Here is a 21,464-nt window from a genome sequence, read left to right on the forward strand (position 1 = left end):
CATCATGCAACCCTACTCCTCAGAAGTGGCAAAGGAAAGCTACGACGCCCTGGTCATCGGCTCCGGCCTGGGAGGCCTGACGAGCGCGGCCCTCCTCGCCAGGGCGGGGAAAAAAGTCCTGGTCCTGGAACGCCACTATGTCCCGGGCGGGTTCACCCACACCTTCTCCCAGGGAGGCTACGAGTGGGACGCCGGGGTCCATTACGTCGGCAAGTTTCACAAGCACGGAACCAACCTCCAGAGGATCTTCGACTATCTGGCCGAGGGGCGCCTGGAATGGGATTCCATGGACAGCGTCTACGACCGGGCCATTATCGCGGGAGACGTCTACGACTTCGAGACCGGGCCCGAAAAACAGATCGAGCGCATGATCGGCTATTTCCCCGCCGAGGAAAAAGCGATCCGCGAGTACTACCGGCTTCTCGGAAAAATTGATCCCCTGGCCAGGCTGTTCTTTGCCGAGCGAGCCCTGCATCCCCGGCTGAGCCAGGTGGCAGGCATTGTCCCGAAATGGCTCTTCCGCCGATACTCCGACCGAACGACCTACGATGTCCTTCACGGCCTGACGAGCAACGAAAAGCTCATCTCCGTCCTCTGCGCCCAGCACGGCAATTACGGCCTGCCCCCCCGAAAGAGCAGCTTTGCCGTGCACGCCCTGGTGGCCGAGCATTATCTCGACGGAGGAAGCTATCCGCGGGGAGGCTCCGCAGGCATCTACGAGGCCATCGCCCCGGTCATCGAGCAAAACGGCGGCAGGGTCGTGGTCAAAGCCGACGTTCAGGAGATCCTTCTGCACAGGGGAAAGGCCGTCTGCGTCAGGATGACCAACGGGGACGAACTGCGCGCCGCCGTGACCATCAGCAACGCCGGTGCGCGCAACACCTTCGAGCACCTTCTCCCGGCAAAGGACAACCGCCTCGGCCCGGTGCGGGACGACCTGGCCCGGGTCGGCCCATCCACCGCCATCGTCGGGGTCTACCTCGGCCTGAACGGCTCGGACCGGGAACTCGCCCTGCCCGGCTCGAACTATTGGCTCTACGACAGCTACGATATGGACGACGACTACCGACGCTTCCGCCGGGCCCCCGACAGCGACCCCTACTTCGCCTACATCTCCTTTCCCTCGAAAAGAGATTCGCAGTGGGCGGAAAAACATCCCGGCAAAGCGAGCATCCAGGTCCTCGGGATCGGTCCCTACGACTGGTTCGAACGGTGGGAGAAGAGCAGGTTGGGCGGGCGAGGGGCGGATTACGAGGCCCTCAAGGAGGAAATGAAAGAGAAGCTGCTGCAGAAGCTGTATTCGGTCCTGCCCCAGGTCAAAGGTCGGGTCGAAGTCTGCGTGGCCTCCACCCCCCTGTCGACCAGGCATTTCTCCAATTACCGGAGGGGCGAGATCTACGGCCTCGAACACACCCCGGAGCGTTTTCGCCTGAACTGGCTGCGGGCCCAGACCCCCGTAAAAAATCTTTTCTTGACCGGTCAGGACATCGTGACGGTCGGCGTCGCAGGCGCCCTTCTCTCCGGTGTGATCACCGGCTCTGCCATCCTGAAAAAAAACCTGTTGTGGCGCATCCTCAAGGGCAGGCCCATCTGAACGAGACCGGCCAGGACGTAGACCGTCAACCTATTTGTCAGGCACAAAAAAACGCCGTGCCCTAAGTCACGGCGAAAAATATCGATCTGGTAACAACGCGCAGTTTAACGAAACATAGTACCGAGCATCTGCGCCCCGAATGGCGGGCAGTACGCCCTCGCCCCTGACTTAGAGTTCCTCGAAGGCCTGCGGCGCCCCCGCGCCGCCGGTCATGCGCAGGATCTCCGAAACGCTCTCGGCCAACTCCCGGGCCGCCTGCTCCACCAGCTCGGTGGACTGGCGGCTTTGCGCGCTGGCCTTCTCCACCTGGTCAATGGCCTGCCGGGCCTGGTCGATGATCGCCTCGGCCTGATCTGAGACCTGCCGGGACTGGGTCTTCAGCTGCAGGACCTGCTCTCCCACATTCCGGACCTGCCCCGCCAATCCCTGAACCTGCCCGGCCACCGCCCGGGCTTCATCCTGAACCAACGCCGCCTGCTCGGTGACCTCCCGGGCCCGGTCGCTGATGCGCGTTACCTTTTCCTGGGCCTCCCGAGCCTTCTCCCGCGCCTGCTCGGCCTGCCGGGCGATGCGCTCGACCTCCTGGGTGGTCGCCTCGGTCTGCTTACCGGCCCGGCGCATCAGTTCCGAGGCCTTGTCCACCTGGGTCCGGGCTTCCCGGGTCTGCTCCCGGGCGGCCTGCAGCAACTCCTCCCCGCCCTCGGGGGCCGCCGATTCCGGCGGAGCGACCCGGAACCGCTTCGCCTCGGATTCGACATCGCCCTCCTGTTCGGCATGAGGGGCGACAGGAGCGAGGGCCCTCAGCGGGACCATCTTTTCGACGACCTCGCCCGGGGCTGCCTCCGCCCCTTCCGAGGGAGAAGGCGCGGCCCTTTCAGCAACCGGGATCCGAGGGGCGGGGGCTTTCTTCCCGGCCGGGGGCGGCCCCGAAGTTTCGGCGGTCTTCGGCGCAGTCAGGCTGGGCTCGACCGCCGGGGCTTTGGCCTTTTCTTTCTCCCCGCAGGCGGCCAGGGACAAAGAGAGAATCGACACTAAAATCAGAACGCGCAGCATAGATCCATCCTCCTTTTCGATATCCAACACCCTGGAAAGTCTAGCACCTTCCGGCGGGTTGTCCACACCGCTGCGAAACCGCTTCGCTCCGGCCCGCCGAGCAGCTGGCACCGCCATTCAGGGAGATTCGGGCTGCCGCAAGTGCCGCCATGCACGGGCGGAAGAACGGACACCGGATAAAAGATGGCAGGAGACGTTAGCGCCGCAGCTGGTATTTGCGAACCGCCCGGTTGTGCTCGCGCAGGGTGGAGGAGAAGGCATGGGTTCCGTCACCGCGGGCGACGAAGTAAAGGTACTCCGCCGGAGCCGGTTCGGCGGCGGCGCGCAGGGCGTCCTCTCCCGGGTTGGCAATCGGCCCCGGAGGCAGGCCCCGACGAAGGTAGGTATTATAGGGGGTAGGGGTGTTGAGATGCTTGCGGGTGAGGTTGCCGTCAAAATCCTTCACCCCGTAGATCACCGTCGGGTCGGCCTGCAGGGCGATGCCCCTCTTCAGCCGGTTGTGAAAGACGGCGGAGATCAGTGGCATTTCCGCCAGGTTGCCGGCCTCCTTCTGAATAATGGAGGCAAGGGTGAGGAGCTGGTGGACGTTCAGCCCGCGCCCCGTGGCCTGGGCGACCAGCTCCGGGGAGAGGCGGCGGCGAAGCTCCCGGACCATGGCCTCGACCAGCTCCCGTTCGGGCATTCCGGCGGTCACGGTGTAGGTCTCGGGAAAGAGGTAGCCCTCGAGGGTCGGGCCGGGAAGATCGAGCCCACGGATAAAGCCCTGGTCGCCGGACAGTTCCAGAAAGGCGCGGGCCCGCCCGAAACCCTCGGCTTCGAGCTTGGCCGCGATCTCCGCAAGGGTCAGGCCCTCGGGAACGGTGAAGCGCAGCCGTCGGACATCGCCGCTGACCAGGCGGGCCAGGACCTCGCGGGGGGATGCGGGGGAGGAGAACTCGTAATTGCCGGCCTGGACCTGGCGGGCCGCCCCCTGCAGGCGGGCCAGCAGCTTCAGCCCCAGGGCGCTGTCGACAACCCCCTCTTTCTCGAGTCGGGTCGCCACCTGGTTGAAGGGCTGGCCCGGGGCGACCGTCACCAGCCGCTCCCCCGGGGGGGCCACCGGCCGAAACAAAAAAAGGCCGAAAACACCGCCCAGCAAAACGAGGGGCAGAATCACGGCCGAGATCAGGATCCAGAGAGTAATGGTACGTTTGCCCATGAGGTCGCCCAGCGCTTACGCCAGCAGCCGTTCAGGCTCTGAAGCGATTTTCGGTGCCATTGAGAAGACGCTCGATATTGCCCCGGTGACGCAGAACCACCAGGGCGCTTATGATCAGGGTGGCAAGGAACAGGGGCCGGGAGCCCTCGACCAACAGGACCAGGAAAGGAATTACCGCCGCGGCGCTGATCGATCCCAGGGAGATGTAACGGAAGCGCCACAGCAGCAGAGCGAAAAGGAGAAAGGCTCCGAGTACGGACAGGGGGGAGAGAACGAGGAATATGCCAAGGGCTGTAGCCACCCCCTTGCCCCCCTTGAATCCGAGATAGACGGGGTAACAGTGCCCCAGAAAGGCCGCCAGGGCGACGAGCCCGGTCTGGGCGTCGCCCAGGCCGAGGACCGCGGTGGCGTAGAGAACCGGCAGCACCCCCTTGAGGGCGTCCCCGGCCAGGGTCAGCACCCCGAGGCGGCGACCCGCCACCCGGTAGACATTGGTAGCGCCAATGTTGCCGCTGCCCGACTGGCGGACATCGCCTCCCCCCGCCAAACGGGTCAGCAGGACCCCGGTGGGGATGGCTCCGATAAGATAGGAGACGAGAAGAAGCAGAGTCAGTATGCCCATAATATTCCGGTATAAAGCACAAAAGCGGCCGGAGCCGCTTTCGCCAGGAAAGAGAGATGGTCGGGATGACTGGATTCGAACCAGCGGCCCCCTGCTCCCGAAGCAGGTGCGCTACCAGGCTGCGCTACATCCCGACACTTGTCCTCTCGTAAGACCGGCCGACATTTTTACCACGAGCGAGGGGAAATGGCAAGGGGGTTTTCCCCGTTCAGGGAACCTTCTTGCGACGCTCCTCCACCCACAGGTCGACCAGCAGCAGCACGACCCCGACGGAGATCGCCGAGTCGGCGACGTTGAAGGCGGGCCAGTAGTGTTCGTACCAGTGGGCGTAGATGAAGTCGATGACCTCGCCGAGGCGCACCCGATCGATAAAGTTGCCGATGGCCCCACCGAAGATCAGGGCCAGGGCGAGATGTAGCAACTTCTGGTTGTCGCCGGTGCGGTGCAGGTACCAGAGAATGCCGATGCAGGCGACGAGGGAGACCCCGATAAAAAATGGCAGGCGCAGGGCGTTGTCGGCGAGGATGCCGAAAGCCGCCCCCTTGTTGCGCACATAGGTGATGTGGAGGAAGTTCTCCAGCACCGTCACCGACTCGTGAAGGACGAAACGGCTGTCGACGTAGAGCTTGGTGACTTGATCCAGAATCAGGACGATTGCGCTGACCCAGGCCAGGGTGCGGTAGCGGGCAGAGATCATCATCAACCAGCCAGTGCTTCGCGGCAGCTGCCGCAGACGGTGGGATGGGCATCCGACTCGCCAACGCTCGGCGAATAGTTCCAGCAGCGCTCGCACTTATCGCCGCCGGCCTTCTCGACACGGACCTTGAGGCCATCGACCTCCTCGCCGGCGACGGCCCCCTCCAGCCCCTCGGCGAGCTCGGCCTGGGAGACGATGCACAGGGTCGCCAACTCGTCCCGGTAGGCCTCGAGCAGCTCCCGCCACTCGCCCGCGGGGGCCTCGATAAAGACCCTGGCATCGAGGGAATGGCCGACGACTTTCTCGCCCCGGGCCAGCTCCAGGGCCTTGGAAACGTCGGAGCGCACCTTGAGCAGACGCCCGTAGCGCTCCTCGAGCCGGTCATCGAAGAGGCTCTCCACGAAGCGGGGAAAAGCGGCCAGATGTACGCTTTCCTCGCGTTCGCCGGGCAGCTCCGCCCAGATCTCGTCGGCGGTGAAGGAGAGGACCGGGGCAATCAGCCGTGTCAGGGCGTCGAGGATCCGGTACATGGCCGTCTGGGCGCTGCGCCTCCCGAGACTCTTTTTCGGCGCGGTGTAGAGCCGGTCCTTGAGCACATCGAGGTAAAAAGCGCTCATGTCAACGGAGCAGAAGTTGTGCACGGCGTGATAGAGGACGTGGAACTCGTACTCGCCGTATGAACGCTCGACCCGCTTCACCAGGCCCTCGAGCCTGGAGAGGGCCCAGCGGTCGATCTCCAGCAGGTCGCCGTCGGGGACGCTGTCGGCGGACGGGTCGAAGTCATGGATGTTGCCGAGGATGTAGCGGGCCGTGTTGCGGATCCGGCGGTATGCGTCGGAGAGGCGCTGCAGGATCTCCTGGCTGATGCGGATGTCGTCCCGGTAGTCCTGGGCGGCGACCCACAGGCGCAGGATCTCGACGCCGTACTTCTTGATGACCTCCTCCGGGGCGACGACGTTCCCCGTCGACTTGGACATCTTCTTCCCCTTGCCGTCGACGACGAAGCCGTGGGTGAGGACCGCCTTGTAGGGGGCCTGATCCCGGGTTCCGACGGAAGCGAGGAGGCTCGAGTGGAACCAGCCGCGGTGCTGGTCGCTCCCCTCGAGGTAGAGATCGGCGGGGGTGGAGAGCTCGTCGCGCTTCTCGACGACCGCGGCGTGGGAGACGCCGGAGTCGAACCAGACGTCGAGGATGTCGCTCTCCTTGGTGAAGGCGCCGTGGCCGCAGGACGGGCAGGCCGTCCCCGCCGGGAGAAGCTCCGCCGCTTCCTTCTCGTACCAGAGGTCGCTGCCGGCCTCCTCGAAGAGGTCGGCGACATGGTGCATCGTCTTGCCGTCGGCGAGGGCCTCGCCGCACTTCTCGCAGTAGAAGACGGTGATCGGAACCCCCCAGGAGCGCTGGCGGCTGATGCACCAGTCGGGGCGGTTCTCGACCATGTTGTAGATGCGGTCGTGCCCCCAGGCGGGGATCCATTTGACCCGGTCGATCTCCTCGAGGGCCTTCTCGCGCAGCGTGTTGGCCTCCATGGAGATGAACCACTGCTCGGTGGCGCGGAAGATCACCGGCTTCTTGCAGCGCCAGCAGTGGGGATAGCTGTGGGTCACCTTGCTTTCCTGGAGCAGCGCCCCGACCTCGGTCATCTTGGCGCAGACGGCGTCGTTGGCGGCGGTGATCTTCATGCCGCCGAAGAATTCGACGTCGTCCCGGTACTTGCCGTAGTCGTTGACGGGGTTGTAGATCTCCAGGCCGTACTGCAGGCCGACCTGGTAGTCCTCCTGGCCGTGGCCGGGGGCGGTGTGGACGCAGCCGGTGCCGGCCTCGAGGGTGACGTGGTCGCCGAGGACGATGAGGGAGTCGCGGTCGTAGAAGGGATGGCGGCAGGTCTGCCGCTCGAAGCCGGCGGATTTGAGGGTCGCCATGACCCGGTAGTCGTCGATGCCGAGTTCCTTCAGCACCGTCTCGTACAGCCCCTCGGCCATCACCAGCACCTCACCGTCGGCGCCGCCGACCTCGACGCCGACGTAGTCGAGCTCGGGGTTGAGGCAAATGCCGAGGTTGGCGGGGATCGTCCAGGGAGTCGTGGTCCAGATAACGAAGGAGACCGTCTTCCCTGCCAGGGCCGACGCCTCGGCGGGGAGGGTGCCGGCGTAGGGGAACTTGACGTAGATCGAGGGGGAGGTGTGGTCGGCGTACTCGACCTCGGCCTCGGCGAGCGCGGTGACGCAGGAGGAGCACCAGTGGATCGGCTTCTTGCCCTTGAAGAGGCCGCCCCGCTCGGCGAAGCGGGCGAGTTCCCGGGCGGTGGCCGCCTCGTAGCTGGTGTGCATGGTCAGGTAGGGGTGCTCCCAGTCGCCGAAGACCCCGAGGCGCTTGAACTCCTCGCTCTGGATGCCGACCCACTCCGCGGCGTAGGCGCGGCATTCCTTGCGCACCTGCGCCTTGGTCATCTCCAGCTTCTTCTTGCCGAGCTTCTTGTCGACCATCAGTTCGATCGGCAGGCCGTGGCAGTCCCAGCCCGGCACGTAGGGGACGTAGAAGCCCTGCATGCGCCGGCTCTTCATGACAACGTCCTTGAGGATCTTGTTGAGGGCATGGCCGATGTGGGTGTGGCCGTTGGCGTAGGGAGGGCCGTCGTGCATGGTAAAGTTGGGGCGGTCCTGGCCGGCCTTTTCAATCTTTGCATAGAGCCCCATCTCCTCCCAGCGCTTGAGCGTCTGCGGCTCGCGCTGGGGCAGGTTGCCCCGCATGGGGAAGTCGGTCTGCGGCAGGTTGAGGGTCTCTTTGTAGTCCATGACAGTTCTCCGGCAGCGGCCTGGGCCAGGTGAAATCAAGCCCGGTAAGTTAGCAAAACAGCTGAATAAGTCAAGGGAAAAGGGGGGCGATCCCCGAAGAGAGGGGCCGACGCCGAAGAACTCAGGGCTCGGCAGACGGCCGGCGCCGGCCGGCGTGATGCAACAGGGCGAAACCGGCCACCCCGGCAAAAATCGACGCGGCAAAGATGCCGACCTTGGCGTAAGCCACCAGGGCCGGATCAAGATAGGCCAGGTTCGAAATGAAGAGGGACATTGTGAATCCGATTCCGCCGAGCATCCCCACCCCGAACATCGCCGTCCAGTTCGCACCGGCAGGCAGGTCGGCCACCCCCAGCCGCACCGCGAGCCAGGAGAAGAAAACGATCCCCAGGGGTTTTCCGAGCAGCAGCCCGAGCGTGACCCCAACGGTCACCGGGTGGGACAGGGAGGCCTGCAGGTCGCCCGGAGTCAAAGTCAGCCCGGCGTTGGCCAGGGCGAAAATCGGCATCACCCCGAAGATGACCCAGTGATGCATTTCGTGCTCCATGCGCTGCAGAGGGCTCATGGCGTCGTGGCAGATGTGCTCGAGCGCGAGCAGGGTGCCGAGCTTCTCCTCGTTGTGAAAGGGGCCATCGGTGCGGCGCAGCTGCCGATAGCGCTGCAGCAGGTCTTCGGCCTTGGCCAGGAACTCCTCGTGGAAATGGCGGGGCCGGACCGGGATGGTGGCGCCGATGAGCACCCCGGCGATCGAGGCGTGCACCCCGGACTTGAGCAGGGCGATCCAGAGCGCCAGGCCGACCAGGGCGAAGTAGTTGGGGTGCTGCACTCCGAGGCGGTTGCCGATCACCAGCAACAGCAGGCAGACGGCGGCCGCGCCCAGGGCGGCGGTCGAGAGCTCGCCGGTATAGAAAAGGGCGATGACCAGCACTGCGCCGAGGTCGTCGACGATCGCCAGGGCGGTGAGAAAGATCGCCATGGAGCGGGTGATGCGCGGCCCGAGCAGGGCGAGAATGCCGAGGGCAAAAGCGATATCGGTGGCCATGGGGATACCCCAGCCCTTGGCCTCGGGCCCCTCCGGAGCAACCAGGTGGAACAGCAGCGCCGGCACCAGCATCCCCCCGATCGCCCCGGCAATCGGCAGGGCGGCCTTGCGGACGCTGGCGAGCTCGCCGGCCAGGAACTCGCGCTTGATCTCCAGACCGACGACGAAGAAAAAGACCGCCATCAGCCCGTCGTTGATCCAGTGGTGCAGGCTCTGGGTCAGCCCGAAGCTGTCGAAACCGACGGTCAGTTCGAACTCCCAGAAGTGGTGGTAGGCATCGCTCAGGGGGGAGTTGGCCAGAAAAAGGGCGAGCGCCGTCGCCGCCATGAGGACAAACCCTCCGGAGGCCTGGCGCTTGAAGAAGTCCTCGAAGGGACGCATGAAGACCGCAAGCTTGTAGGGCAGTTCATCGAAATTGAGCATCGGTTTGTCCTAGTCCCCGGATGCGGCCTGCGGATCGAGTTTCTCCTCGACCGCCCGTACCTTGCCAGCCATGGTGTGTCCCGTCCGATCCCGGCGGTCGTCGATCTTGACCTGGGTCGAGACCCGCGCCGCACCGGCGGCGAAGGGCGCCTCGTGCATCCGGCGCAGAACCGCGAAGATGGCGTCCAGATCGCCCTCGATCACAGTCCCCATGGGGGTCAGCTGATGAGCCAGGCCGCTCGCCCTGAGAATCTCAAGGCAACCGGCGACATAGCTGGAAACCCCCGGGGTCGACGTCCCGAGAGGGGTGATGCTGACTTCAACAATGGCCATATGCCGCCCTCCCTCTTCAAAACCCAATCAAATCATATCAGACTGCCAGCCGCGTGAAACTCTAGCCCTCTTCGTCGTCCTCGTCGCAGTAGCAGGCGTCGGACTGGTACTTGTCCCACTCGGCCTTGATCGCCTCCAGGCTGTCGAGGCGGTCGCGGATGGCCCGGTGCCCCCGGACCACCTCCCGGCCGTCGAGCAGCACCGGCGGCCGGATTCCATCGGGCAGTCCCTCCGCCGCCTCGCCCCCGCCGACGCCGACCACCCGGTGGGCCAGGCAGAGGGTTTCGAGACCCTCGCGGATCGCCGCGCAACGCGGGCAGCCCCGACTATGGTAAAAGGTGATCACTTCCCCCCTCCGCCGTTTTCGCCTCCAGCAGCCAGGGGAAGGGTAAAGGTCACCCTGGTTCCCTCTCCCTGCTCGCTCTCCACCCAGATCCTTCCGCCGTGGGCCGCGACGATCCCCTGAACGATGGTCATCCCCAGCCCTATCCCGGCGATGGAACTGTCGGAAGTGTCGGCGCGGTAGAATTTCTCGAACACCTTGGCGACCTGGTCGGATGTCATCCCGACCCCCTCGTCCTCCACCGCAACGACCGCCTCGCTCCCCTCCCGGCGCAGAAAGACCCGCACGGCGCCCCCGGCCGGGGAATACTTCACTGCGTTGCCGAGGATATTGTCGAGAACCTGGTGCATCTTGCCCCGGTCGATGTTCGCCACAAGGGAGGACGGCGGAACCTCGATCTGGAAGTCGTGTCGAGGCGCCTCCTTGCGGTGGTGAAGAATGACTTCCCCGAGCAGGGCGGCGAGGTCGCAGGGAGAGCGCTTCAGCACCAGCACCCGCCCCGACTCGATGCGACTGAGGTTAAGCAGGTCATCGATGATCCTCTTGAGTTCCTCGCCCTTGCCGTGGATGTAGGACAGAAATTCCCTGCGCTGTCTCGGCTCGAATCCGCCGGACTGCTCCTCGTCCAGCAGCAGTCCGGCATATCCGAGGACCGAGGTCAGCGGGGTGCGCAGTTCGTGGGCCGCCACCGAGATGAACTCGCTCTTCATGCGGTCGATCTCCCGCTCCCGGGTCACGTCCCTCAGCAGGCTGATCACGCCGCCCGGGATGCCAGACTGGACCTGCACCTGGGAGGTGCGCACCTGGATGAAGCGCACCTCGCCCAGGCGGCGGTCGGTCATTTCCAGCTCCTCCGATAGCGGTTCCGAGGAAGAGGCCTGGGCCCGGGCGATGTGGTCGCGCAGGGCCGCCTCGGGGAGGACCGTCGCAATCGGCTGCAGGTGCGCCAGCTTGAAATCGATTCCGAGAAGATCCTCGGCGGCCCGGTTCATGAGGATGATGCGGTTGTCCCCGTCGGTCACGATGAGCCCGTCGGCCACCGAGCGGATAATGGCGGCGACCCGCTCCCGCGCCGCCTGGGCCTCAATTAGGGCCTCCTTGAGCCTCTTCTCTGCCTGCCACCTTTCGGTCACGTCCCGAACCAGGACCGAAGCCAGGGTCTCCCCCCAGGAATCGATGAGGCAGATCCGCCCCTCGAAGGGGAAACTCGTCCCGTCCTTGCGGCGCGCCCTCCCCTCGAAGGAGGCGGGGACGCCGGGGACCATCCGCCGCCAGACCCGCTCCGCCCGCGGCATGCTGAGCCCCTCCTGCAGGTCGCCGAGGGTCATCCGAACCAGCTCCTCGTGGCTGAAACCGAGCATACGGCAGAGTTGGCGGTTGACGTCCAGGACCTGTCCCTGCAGGTTGTGCAGCAGAAAGCCGTCGGCGGCCTGCTCCACGAGGGTCCGGAAGCGCTCTTCGCTCTCGCGCAGGGCCTCCACGTTGCGCTTGTACTCGGTGATGTCCCGCCCTTCCGGGATCAGCAGGGACACCCGGCCGGCCTCATCGACCAGGGGCTTGATGGAGAAGTCGATGGCGTGCATCCGGCCCGCGGCGTCGGGGTGGGAAACCTCGTAGCGGACGTATTCCCCCTGCGCCGCCCGCTCGACGGCCCGGCGCAGGCGCTCCTGCTCCCGGGAGGAATGAGCCCACCAGGGGGTCTCCCAGAAAGGTCGACCCAAGGCCTCTCCGCTTCCGACGCCGATGAATTCCAGGGCGGTGCGATTGACCTCCACCAGGGTGCCGTCGGGCCGAAGCAGTCCGATGAAGTGGAAGGACTGCTCGAAGAGGGCGCGGAATTTGGTCTGACTCTCGCGCAGGGCCTCCTCGGCCCGCCTGCGCTCGGTGACGTCCTGGACCAGGGCGACGCAGAACAGGGGCTTCATCTCCGGCGTCATCACGCAGGCCACCGAGGCCTGGCCCCAGACCACGCCGCCGTCCTTGCGCAGGTAGCGCTTCTCGTATTCGAGGTGCTGGCGCCGCCCGGAGGAGATCTCTCCGTAATGCCGGCGGGTCGCCTCGCGATCCTCCGGGTGGGTGAGCGCCTCCACCGTCTGCCCCTCCAGTTCCTCCTCGGCATAGCCGAGAAAGCGGCAGAGGGCCGGGTTGACCTGGAGGAACCGACCTTCCGGGGTGATCAGGCTCATCCCTGCGGCCGCGGTCTGGAAGATGGAGCGGAAGCGGTCCTCGCTCTCGCGCAGGGCGGCTTCGGCCCGCTTGCGCTCGGTGACGTCCTTTCCGTAGAGATTGACGTAGCCGGCCCCGGCCACCGGCACCCAGTCGAAATTGAAAACCGCTTCGCCGCGGAGCACTTCCACCTCCCGGCTCTCGCCCCCAGCCAGGAGTTCCTCCACCAGGCGGCGCCACCTTCCGGCCACCGGCTCCCCGACACCCCCACCGAGGCAACCCTGGATCTCGGATCCGGCCCGGTTGGCGTAGAGGAGAGTGCCGTCGGCGGCGATCCGCAGGACCGGGTTGGTGTTCTCCCTGGGGAAGCGGGCCAGGCTCTCGATCTCTCGGGCCGATCTTCGGCGCAGCAGGATGTTGAGCACAAGAACGATCAGGAAGGCGACCAAGCCGGCGAAGGTGGCCAGAGCGGTCCAGAAATAGGGTTTGCTGACGGTGTAGAAGGCGGTCGGGCGATGGAGGACATGGCTGCCTGGGGGCAGGGTCTGGAGATCGACCCCGAAGCGCTCCAGCTCCCGGTAATCGAACATGTACTCGTTGGCCTCGGAGCGCGTCACGGGGATGGCGTCGACCGCCTCGCCGCCGAGGATGCGCAGGGCCAGCCTCGCGGCCAGGCGCCCCTGGCTGTGGCCGCTGATGAGCTTGCCGCCGACGATCCCCTCGCCGAGATAAAAATCCCACAGGCCGTAGAATGGCACGGAGGCGACCTTCCTCAGCCGGCGGGCGCTCCCGGCGTAGGAATAGACCCTCCCGGTCCGGTCCTTCAGCACGCTCGTCAGGAGGAGGAGCCGCCCGGCGGGGAGGGCGCGGGCCCTCTCCCGGAGTTCCTCCAGGGGGACGTCGTTCCAGAAGGAGAGGCGAACGCCATCGTCCAGGGAAGCGAGCGCCTCACGCACCTGGGCGTCGATCTGGCGCCCGGTGACGCTGCCGGTCTCGCCGACGACGATGACTTCCTCGGTCCCGGGGTGCAGGCGAAGGGCGACCCCGACCGTCTCGGCCACCGCGGGCTCTTCGGTGATCCCCGCGATACCGCCGATACCCGCGATCATTTCGGGGCGGAAGCCGTTGACCCCGCAGAAGACAATGGGAGCGCCTGCGAAGAGGTCGTCGCGGTGCTTGAGGGCGAAGTCGAAGGCGTCGTTGTCCGAGACCAGAACCAGGTCGAAGGAGAGGTTGGCGAGCTTATAGGGGAGGATGCCGTCGACGAAGTTGGCGAAGTACTCGGGGGCGTGGTAGCGCTTGGCGTCCAGGTAATCGACGTGGAGCTGGATGTCCTGCCCCGACTCGGCAAAGGCCTCCTGCACACCCGCCATAATGCCGTCGGTCCAGCGCAGGCCGGGATGGTAAGAGTGGAGGATGAAGACGCTCCTCCCCTGGGCCGCGCTGACCGCGGGCAGAAGAAGAACTAACAGGAGAACTCCCGGCAGAAGCGCCAGGGCCGTCCCGAGTCCCGGCATTTTCCCGGCCCAAAACCTCGAGGTCATAAGTACATCCGAAAGGGGGAAAGCGTCCCGGTCCGCGGAGCGCACCGGGACGGGGCAGAAAACTTTTTAATTATAGCAGAACATATTCAGGTGACGGGCAGATTTTATCGAGTTTCCCGCCCGAAGGGGCAGATGGGCAGCAGGGGGCAGGCCGGGCAAAGGGGAGAGCGCTTGCGACAGAAAATCTTGCATTCCTCGACGATAAGGGCGTGGTACTCGTTGAACAGGTCGGCGTCGCGGGGCAGGCGGTCCATGAAAAGGGAGCGGACCGCCTCGTAGCCTTCATCCCCATCCAGAAGGCCGAGGCGGCCGAAAAGGCGCCGGGTGTAGGCATCGACCACGAAAGAGGGATGGCCGCCGGCGTAGAGGAGGATGGAGTCGGCGGTCTCCGGACCGACCCCCTTGAGGCCGAGGAGCTCCGCACGGGCCTCTCCGAGGGGGGCGGCGAGAAGGGTCTCCAGACGGCCGCCGTGACGACCATAGAGGTGCGCGGTCATCAACTGCAGGCGCTCGGCTTTCTGCCGGAAAAAACCGGCGGGACGGATCAGGCCCTCCAGCTCTCCCCGCTCCAGGCCGTGGATGCCCGCCGCCGAAACCGCCCCGGCCTCGTGCAGGTTGGCGAGCGCCATCTCCACGTTGGTCAAGGCGGTGTTCTGGGTGAGGATCGCCCCGACCGCCACCTCGAAGGGGGTCTCTGCGGGCCACCAGTGCAGGGGGCCGAAGTGGGCTGCGAGGAGGTCAAATATTGCTTGGAGGCGAGCTCTCATGCCCGTACCCCGCCGGCCAGCTGCGCCAGGCGCTCGGCGGCGACGAGATCCCCGTCCAGCGCCAGGGGCTCCCGCGGCCCCGGCTGAGCCAGAAGCGCCTCCAGGGACGCGCCCCAGCGGCCGGAGAGGAGTGCGGCGTTGTCGATCTCGCGACAGCGGGCATAGCGCTTCAGAGCGGCCACCAGCACCTCCTGCTCCCGGAAGTCCCCCCGCGGCGTGTAGAGGACCGCGGTGCCGTTGGCGATGGCCTCCGAGACGATGCCGTAGCCCGGCTTGGTGACCACAACGTCGGAAGCCCGCACCAAGTCGGGGTAGGCGAAGAGGCCCTGGGGGATAAGCTGGAGGTTCGGCCCCGTCCAGGGGCGGTCGGCCCCGCTCAGAAAGGTCCAGTCTTGCAGCTTCGCAAGCCCCGAAAAGTCGAAATCCTCGAGACCGAAGCCGCCGAAGGAGAGAAGGCCGACCCTTCTGCCCACCGGGATGCCGAGGCGGGCGCGCACCTCGGCCGGGGGAAGGCTCCCCCGCCGGGCCACCAGGGGCAGATCCTCGATGCGGGAGAAGGCGGGGAACTCGCCGTGGAAGGGGAGGCGCAGCAGAAGATCGGCCCCTGCGTAATCCTCCCGCACCGAAACGAGGACGTCCCCGTAGCCGCGGTGGCGCAGAGCGAAGTCCTCGTAGATCCAGTCCCAGGAGAAGTTGCCGAGGGCGACCGCCGGCAGACCGGCCCGCTTCGCCGCGGCGAACGCCGCCGGAGGGATGTCGGCGACGACCAGGGAGACCCCCTCGCGTCGCAGAGAGGCCGCCTCCTCGGCGACGGCCCGCTCGCGCTCGGGCAGGAACCGCCGGTAAGCGCGCAGGGTCGCCTCCTCCTCCATGACCAGGCTCCCCCGCTGGAGCACGCCGAGGTCGAGGCGGCGCCGCCGCACAGGCACCGCGGGGTCGAGAAAACCGGCGAAAAACCAGGAATGGGCGTCGGAGACGACCTCCACGGCGATCTCCGGGTGCCTGCGGCGCAGGGTGTTGATGACCTGGCAGGAGCGGCTGGCGTGTCCGAGACCGTGGCCGCTGATATAGTAGCGGATCTTCACCGGGCTACTTGATGAGGCGGAGGCAGAAGGGGTAGCGGTAGGGCTCGCCCCGACGGTTTTTCACGGTGGCGAGGATGATGGCGACAAAGTCGAAAATGGAGATGGCGATCATGAGGAGAAAGCCGATGCCGATCGCGGCCAGCAGCCAGGCGCCGAGAAAATAGAGGGTGACGGAGACCTGGAAATTGATGGCCTCCTTGCCCTGGGCGGCCACGAAGCGAGACGTCTTCCCCTTGAACAGCCAGACCAGCAAGGGCCCGAGGATGTTCCCGAAGGGAAGGAGATAGCCGGCGAAGGCGCTCAGGTGGCAGGTCATGGCCCAGTTTTTCTCCTCGTCCCGGACCGGGCCCCCGAAAGAGAACTCGCCGCCCGCGTCGGGCTTCATCTCGATATCGACCACGTCTCCCTCCTAGACCTCGAGGCCGAGAAATGCAAGGGTCGACTCGAGGGTGCGGTTAACGATCTGCTCCGGCTTGACCCCGGCCTCCGCCGCGACCAAGAGGGCCTCGGCGAACTCCCCCACCCCCTCGTGGAAGTGAGCGTCGCTGCCGATGGCGACCGGGGTTCCGTGGCGGGCGCAGAGCCGGGCGATGTGGGAACAATTGCCGGAACTTCCCTTGCGGCTGATGGTGAAGGAAGAGTTGTTGATCTCCAGGGCGGTGCCGGTCTGCGCTCCCCGGCGGGCCACCGTCTCGTAATCGAGGGGGAAGTTGGGATTGCCCGGATGGGTGATCACCCGGACCAGGGGGTTGTCCATCAGGGCAAGCACGACCCGGGTGTTGGCCTCCTCGCCCCGGCCGTCGAAACCGCACTCCTCGTGAAAGCCGGCCATCACCAGGTCAAGTTTCCCGAGCAGGTCGTCGTCCAGGTCCACCCGCCCCTCTGCCAGGATGTTCGCCTCGATGCCCCGCAGAACCCGCACCCCGTCCAACTGCCGAGGAACGAAACGCAGGGCCATGAAATGGTAGGGATGGGGTCCGCCGGGCAGGCCCGGACCGTGATCGGTCATCCCCACTCCCCTCAGGCCGCGGCGGGCGGCCGCGGCGGCGACCTCTGCGAGCGTGCTATAGGCGTGGCCGGAGGCGACCGTGTGGACGTGCAGGTCGACCTCGGGACGGGGAAGATGGGACATGGCGGTTCTCTCCTTGGGGATATCAGCTGCGACCGTCGGAAACGTATACCACAAAACCGCCCATCGGGGAAAGGAAAGTCCTTGTTCCGAACCGCATGGCCGTGCTAAATTTGTGTATTTGCAGGAAAATCCCTAAGAAACCCTCATCAGGAACGAAAAACCGCATGTCCGTGACCGACAATCTTTCCAGGATCAGCCGCCCCACCCGCTACCTCGGCGGAGAGCTGGGAAGCATCAAGAAAGACCCGAGCAGCGTCGAGGTAACCTTCGCCCTGGCCTTCCCCGACGTCTACGAAGTCGGCATGAGCCACCTCGGCACCGCAATCCTCTACCGCGTCCTCAACGACCTGGACTGGGTCGCCGGCGAGCGGGTGTACGCACCCTGGCCCGACATGGAGGCCCAGCTTCGCACAGAGAGGGCCCCCCTGGCTTCCCTCGAGTCCGAGCGCCCCCTGGGCCGCTTCGACATCGTCGGGTTCACCCTCCAGTACGAACTCAGTTACAGCAACATCCTGAACATGCTCGACCTGGCCGAAATCCCCCGACGCCGGGAACAGCGCGGCGAGGATGCGCCCCTGATCGTTGTCGGGGGCCCCTGCGCATTCAATCCCGAACCCCTGGCCGACTTCATCGACTGCGCGGTGATCGGCGACGGCGAGGAGGCGGTGGTCGATCTTTGCCAGGCGATCCGGGACTCCCGCGCCGCCGGGGAGGGGCGCGCCGCCCTGCTCGGACGCCTCGCCGGGATCGAGGGGATGTACGTCCCCTCCCTCTTCGACGTCTGCTACGACCCCGACGGCACCGTGGCAGGCATCACGCCCCGCAGGCCGGGCTACGACAAGGTGCGGCGGCGCTTTCTCGCCGACCTCGACAGCGCCCCCTACCCGGACAGCCCCATCGTCCCCTTCATGAACACCGTGCACAACCGGGTGGCGGTGGAGATCGCCCGGGGCTGCACCCGGGGCTGCCGCTTCTGCCAGGCCGGCTACATCTACCGACCGGTCCGGGAGCGCGACCCCGAGACCGTAGCCGCCCTCATCGAGAAGGCCCTGGCCAACTCGGGCTACGGAGAAGTCTCCCTCCTCTCCCTCTCCACCGGCGACTACTCCTGCATCGCCCCATTGCTCAAGGGTCTCATGGAGCGCTACGCGGAAGAAAGGGTGGCGGTCTCCTTCCCCAGCCTGCGGGTCGGCTCCCTGACCCAGGAGCTGATGGAGGAGGTCAAGAAGGTCCTAAAGACCGGCTTCACCCTCGCCCCGGAGGCGGGGACCGAGAGGCTGCGCCAGGTCATCAACAAGGGGATCAGCGCCGAGGACCTGCTGGAGGCCACCGGAAGCGCCTTCGGGCTGGGCTGGCGGGTCGTCAAGCTCTACTTCATGCTCGGCCTGCCGACCGAGACCGAGGAAGACCTTCTGGCCATTGCCGAACTGGCCGCCGCCGCCAAGCGCGCCGGCAAGGGGACCGAGGGGGGAGCGGACGTCAACGTGTCGGTCTCCACATTCGTCCCCAAGCCCCACACTCCCTTCCAGTGGGAGGGGCAGATAGGCCTGGAGGAGACCCGCCGGCGCCAGAACCTGCTGCGGGAGACCCTGAAGAAGCGCAAGCTGCGCCTCAAGTGGCACGACCCCGAGCTCTCCTTCATGGAAGGGGTCTTCGCCCGGGGCGACCGGCGCCTCGGCGCGGTCCTGGAAAAAGCGGTCGATCTCGGCTGCCGCTTCGACGGCTGGCGCGAGCACTTCGACTTCGATCTCTGGATGCAGGCCCTTGAGGCCTGCGGCATCGACCCCGAATTCTACCTGCGGGAGCGCCGGGAAGACGAGACGCTGCCCTGGGAACACATCGACTGCGGGTGCCCCAAAGAATTCCTCATGCAGGAGCGCCACCGCGCCTACGCCGCCGAGCCCATCACAGACTGCCGGGACGGAGACTGCTCCGCCTGCGGAGTCTGCGACTTCGAGCAGCTGCGCCCGCGCATCGCGGAGAGCTCGGAGCTCGCCCTGCCGCCGGCGCCCCGCCCCCTGCCCGACGCCGACGAGGAAGAGCGGTACAAGGTCCGACTGCGCCTGCGCAAGGACGGCAAGGCGCGCTTCGTCGGCCACCTGGAGTTCATGACCCTGTTCCACCGGGCGGTGCGCCGCGCCGGCATCCCGGTGCGCTTCTCCAGAGGCTTCCACCCTGCGCCGAAGATCTCCTTCCCCGACGCCCTGCCGACCGGCGTGGAGAGCGACGCCGAGATCATCGACCTGCACCTTTTCCTGCCCTGGAGCGCCCGGGAAATCGTCGAAGGGCTAAACGCCCAGCTGCCCGAGGGATTTCGCGTCCTGGAGGGGGCCTCTCTGCCCTGGCAATCCCCCTCGCCCTCTGCTAGCATAAAGGAAATTATCTACAGGGTGGACCTCCCCCCCGCTCCGCCGGAGGATCTGAGCGAGCGGGTCGCCGCCTTCCTGAAGGCGGCCGAAGTTCCGATGGAGCGCGACAAGGGGGCGAGGACCGTCATTGTTGACGTGCGCCCCGGCGTACTCGACCTGTCCCTGGGAGAGGGCGCCCTGCGGCTGACCATGACCAAGGGCAGCCCCCTGCTGGCGGCCGCGGCGGTGCTCGGACTGCCGCCCGAAGCGGTGCGCGACTTGCGCATCCGCAAAACGGCGGTCATGCTGGCCTAGGCCGCCCTGCGCCGGGCACCGGACTTGGCCCTGAAACAAATTCATCCATTTTCGCATTTATAGAGATATCAACCTTTAACACACTTTTATTGGAGGCTTCATGACCAAGGAGCTGGTCATCAACACCACCTCCCACGAAACCCGGGTGGCTCTGCTGGAGAACGGCCACATCGCCGAGCTCTACATCGAGCGCAACCGTGAACGGGGCATCGTCGGCAACATCTACCGGGGCAAGGTGATCCGGGTGCTGCCCGGAATGCAGGCGGCTTTCGTCGATATCGGCCTGGACAAAGCGGCCTTCCTCTACGTGGCCGACGTCCTGGACGAGATGGAGGCGGTGGAACGATTCGTAGAAGGGGGCAGTCACCACGTCCGGGCCGACGAGGCGACCCAGGAGCGCCCCCCCCTGCCGCCCATCGAGGAACTTCTTCAGGAGGGACAGGAACTCCTCGTCCAGGTCGCCAAGGAACCGATCGGCACCAAGGGCGCCCGGATCACGTCCCACATTTCCCTGCCGGGGCGCCACCTCGTCTTCATGCCCACCGTCGACCACGTGGGCATCTCCCGCCGCATCGAGGACGAGGACGAAAAGGACCGGCTGCGGGCGCTGGTGGAGGAGATCCGTCCTGACGGGACGGGGTTCATCGTGCGCACCGCCGCCGAGGGCAAGAGCGAGGAGGACCTGCGGGCGGACATGGAGTTTCTCGTCGGGCTGTGGGAGGACATCGACCGCCGCCAGGAAGACCACGGGGCCCCCTGCCTGATCCATTCGGACCTGGACGTGACGAGCAAGGTGCTGCGCGACATTCTCACCGAGGACGTGCGCCGCATCGTGGTCGACTCCCACGCCGAGCACGAAAAGATCGTGGGCTTCATCGGCAAGTTCATGCCCAAGCTCAAATTCGTCATCGAGTTTTACGAGGACGACGAGCCGATCTTCGACGCCTTCGGCCTGGAGATGGAGATCGCCCGGGCCCTGGGACGCAAGGTCTGGCTCAAGAGCGGCGGCTACATCATCATCGAGCAGACCGAGGCGCTGACCGCCATCGACGTCAACACCGGCCGCTTCGTCGGCAAGCACAACCTCGAAGACACCATCTTCAAGACCAACCTGGAGGCGGTCAAGGAGATCGCTTTCCAGCTGCGCCTGCGCAACATCGGCGGACTGATCATCATCGACTTCATCGACATGGAAAAGGAGCTTCACCGGGAGAAGGTGCACCAGGCCCTGGAAGAGACCCTCAAGAGCGACAAGAGCAAGACCAACATTCTCAAGATATCCGAACTCGGCCTGGTCGAGATGACCCGCAAGAGGGTCCGCGAGAGCATCGGCCGCACCCTCTGCGAGCCCTGTCCCTACTGCGAAGGCAAGGGATACGTCAAGAGCCGCACCACCATCGTCTACGAAATCTTCCGAGACCTGCAGCGGGAAATGCGCGACCTGCCCGGCTACCGGGTCTCCCTCCTCGTCAACCCCGACATCGCGGGAGTGCTCTACGACGAGGAGCGCCAAAGCGTGGAGGATCTGGAACGGCGCTTCGAAAAACAGATCGGCATAAACGCCCGCCCCAATTTCCACCTGGAGCAGTACGAAATCATGGTCGGCTGAGAATTTCCTTGACAGGTCGACCAGCCGGACATATATTGCCTACTTCGCAAAATGCGAGATTCCAAGAAGAGAGCGAGGTGAAGTCGGATGTACGCAGTGGTCAAGACCGGAGGTAAACAGTACAAAGTTTCCGAAGGCGACCTGTTAAAGGTCGAGAAGATAGACGGCGCGGTGGGGGATTCCATCGAGCTGATCGAAGTCCTCATGGTCGGCGGAGAAGAGGTTAAAGTCGGAACACCTCTATTGCCCAATGCGAAAGTCACTGCCAGGATCGTCGAGCAGGGCAAGGACAAGAAGATCCTGGTGTTCCGCTCCAAGCGGCGCAAGAACTTTCGCAAGACCTACGGACACCGCCAACCCATCACACGTCTGAAGATTACCGGTATCGAGGCTTAAGGAGA

At 65.6% G+C, this 21,464-nt stretch carries 17 protein-coding genes and 1 tRNA gene; 4 read left to right on the plus strand and 14 right to left on the minus strand.

Annotated elements, in window-relative coordinates; all coding sequences use genetic code 11:
• Positions 1-4: 4 nt before the first annotated feature.
• Positions 5-1,594, plus strand: a complete 1,590-nt coding sequence (locus C0617_RS06160; RefSeq protein ID WP_291316139.1) for an NAD(P)/FAD-dependent oxidoreductase — start codon at positions 5-7, stop codon at positions 1,592-1,594.
• Positions 1,595-1,762: 168 nt separating this feature from the next.
• Here C0617_RS06160 and C0617_RS06165 read toward each other — a convergent pair whose 3' ends face one another.
• From C0617_RS06165 to C0617_RS06230, 14 genes are all read right to left on the minus strand, one after another.
• Positions 1,763-2,647, minus strand: coding sequence for a hypothetical protein (locus C0617_RS06165; protein WP_291316140.1), 885 nt, complete (start codon positions 2,645-2,647; stop codon positions 1,763-1,765).
• 196 nt (positions 2,648-2,843) lie between these two features.
• Positions 2,844-3,845, minus strand: coding sequence for an endolytic transglycosylase MltG (gene mltG / locus C0617_RS06170; protein ID WP_291316141.1), 1,002 nt, complete (start codon positions 3,843-3,845; stop codon positions 2,844-2,846).
• Positions 3,846-3,876: 31 nt separating this feature from the next.
• Positions 3,877-4,467, minus strand: coding sequence for a glycerol-3-phosphate 1-O-acyltransferase PlsY (gene plsY / locus C0617_RS06175; RefSeq protein ID WP_291316142.1), 591 nt, complete (start codon positions 4,465-4,467; stop codon positions 3,877-3,879).
• A gap of 57 nt (positions 4,468-4,524) precedes the next feature.
• Positions 4,525-4,601 (minus strand) — tRNA-Pro (locus tag C0617_RS06180).
• A gap of 74 nt (positions 4,602-4,675) precedes the next feature.
• A complete protein-coding gene (gene lspA / locus C0617_RS06185; RefSeq protein WP_291316143.1) occupies positions 4,676-5,167 on the minus strand; it encodes a signal peptidase II in 492 nt (163 codons plus the stop codon).
• Entirely contained in the window at positions 5,167-7,956 is a 2,790-nt protein-coding gene (ileS, locus tag C0617_RS06190) for an isoleucine--tRNA ligase (protein WP_291316144.1), read from the minus strand. The genes lspA and ileS overlap by 1 nt, the downstream gene beginning before the upstream one ends.
• Before the next feature lie 121 nt (positions 7,957-8,077).
• The gene (gene nhaA / locus C0617_RS06195; RefSeq protein ID WP_291316145.1) at positions 8,078-9,421 is read right to left on the minus strand and encodes a Na+/H+ antiporter NhaA; all 1,344 of its coding nucleotides are present in this window, start codon (positions 9,419-9,421) and stop codon (positions 8,078-8,080) included.
• A 9-nt stretch (positions 9,422-9,430) separates the two neighbouring features.
• Positions 9,431-9,754 (minus strand): MTH1187 family thiamine-binding protein, encoded by a 324-nt coding sequence (locus tag C0617_RS06200; protein WP_291316146.1) that lies wholly within the window; start codon positions 9,752-9,754, stop codon positions 9,431-9,433.
• A gap of 61 nt (positions 9,755-9,815) precedes the next feature.
• On the minus strand, positions 9,816-10,100 hold the full coding sequence (locus C0617_RS06205; protein ID WP_291316147.1) for a hypothetical protein: 285 nt from the start codon (positions 10,098-10,100) through the stop codon (positions 9,816-9,818).
• Positions 10,097-13,807, minus strand: coding sequence for a PAS domain S-box protein (locus C0617_RS06210; RefSeq protein WP_291316148.1), 3,711 nt, complete (start codon positions 13,805-13,807; stop codon positions 10,097-10,099). The genes C0617_RS06205 and C0617_RS06210 overlap by 4 nt, the downstream gene beginning before the upstream one ends.
• Before the next feature lie 104 nt (positions 13,808-13,911).
• Positions 13,912-14,574, minus strand: coding sequence for an endonuclease III domain-containing protein (locus C0617_RS06215; RefSeq protein WP_291316149.1), 663 nt, complete (start codon positions 14,572-14,574; stop codon positions 13,912-13,914).
• Complete coding sequence (locus C0617_RS06220) at positions 14,571-15,659, minus strand: glycosyltransferase family protein (RefSeq protein WP_291316150.1); 1,089 nt, start codon at positions 15,657-15,659, stop codon at positions 14,571-14,573. Before C0617_RS06220 ends, C0617_RS06215 begins: the two co-directional genes overlap by 4 nt.
• Positions 15,660-15,663: 4 nt before the next feature.
• The gene (locus C0617_RS06225) at positions 15,664-16,059 is read right to left on the minus strand and encodes a DUF4870 domain-containing protein (RefSeq protein WP_291316151.1); all 396 of its coding nucleotides are present in this window, start codon (positions 16,057-16,059) and stop codon (positions 15,664-15,666) included.
• Between the two features lie 9 nt (positions 16,060-16,068).
• A complete protein-coding gene (locus C0617_RS06230) occupies positions 16,069-16,791 on the minus strand; it encodes a PHP domain-containing protein (RefSeq protein ID WP_291316152.1) in 723 nt (240 codons plus the stop codon).
• A 164-nt stretch (positions 16,792-16,955) separates the two neighbouring features.
• Here C0617_RS06230 and C0617_RS06235 point away from each other — a divergent pair, with 164 nt between their 5' ends.
• The 3 genes from C0617_RS06235 (at position 16,956) to rplU (ending at position 21,459) form a co-directional block, all read left to right on the plus strand.
• Positions 16,956-19,454 carry a TIGR03960 family B12-binding radical SAM protein gene (locus C0617_RS06235; RefSeq protein WP_291316153.1) on the plus strand — a complete coding sequence of 833 codons (2,499 nt, stop codon included), beginning with the start codon at positions 16,956-16,958 and terminating at the stop codon, positions 19,452-19,454.
• 100 nt (positions 19,455-19,554) lie between these two features.
• Positions 19,555-21,063 carry an Rne/Rng family ribonuclease gene (locus C0617_RS06240; RefSeq protein ID WP_291316154.1) on the plus strand — a complete coding sequence of 503 codons (1,509 nt, stop codon included), beginning with the start codon at positions 19,555-19,557 and terminating at the stop codon, positions 21,061-21,063.
• 87 nt (positions 21,064-21,150) lie between these two features.
• On the plus strand, positions 21,151-21,459 hold the full coding sequence (gene rplU, locus C0617_RS06245; RefSeq protein ID WP_291316155.1) for a 50S ribosomal protein L21: 309 nt from the start codon (positions 21,151-21,153) through the stop codon (positions 21,457-21,459).
• Positions 21,460-21,464: the final 5 nt, after the last annotated feature.

The sequence above is a fragment of the Desulfuromonas sp. genome (assembly GCF_002868845.1).
Lineage (GTDB): Bacteria > Desulfobacterota > Desulfuromonadia > Desulfuromonadales > BM501 > BM501.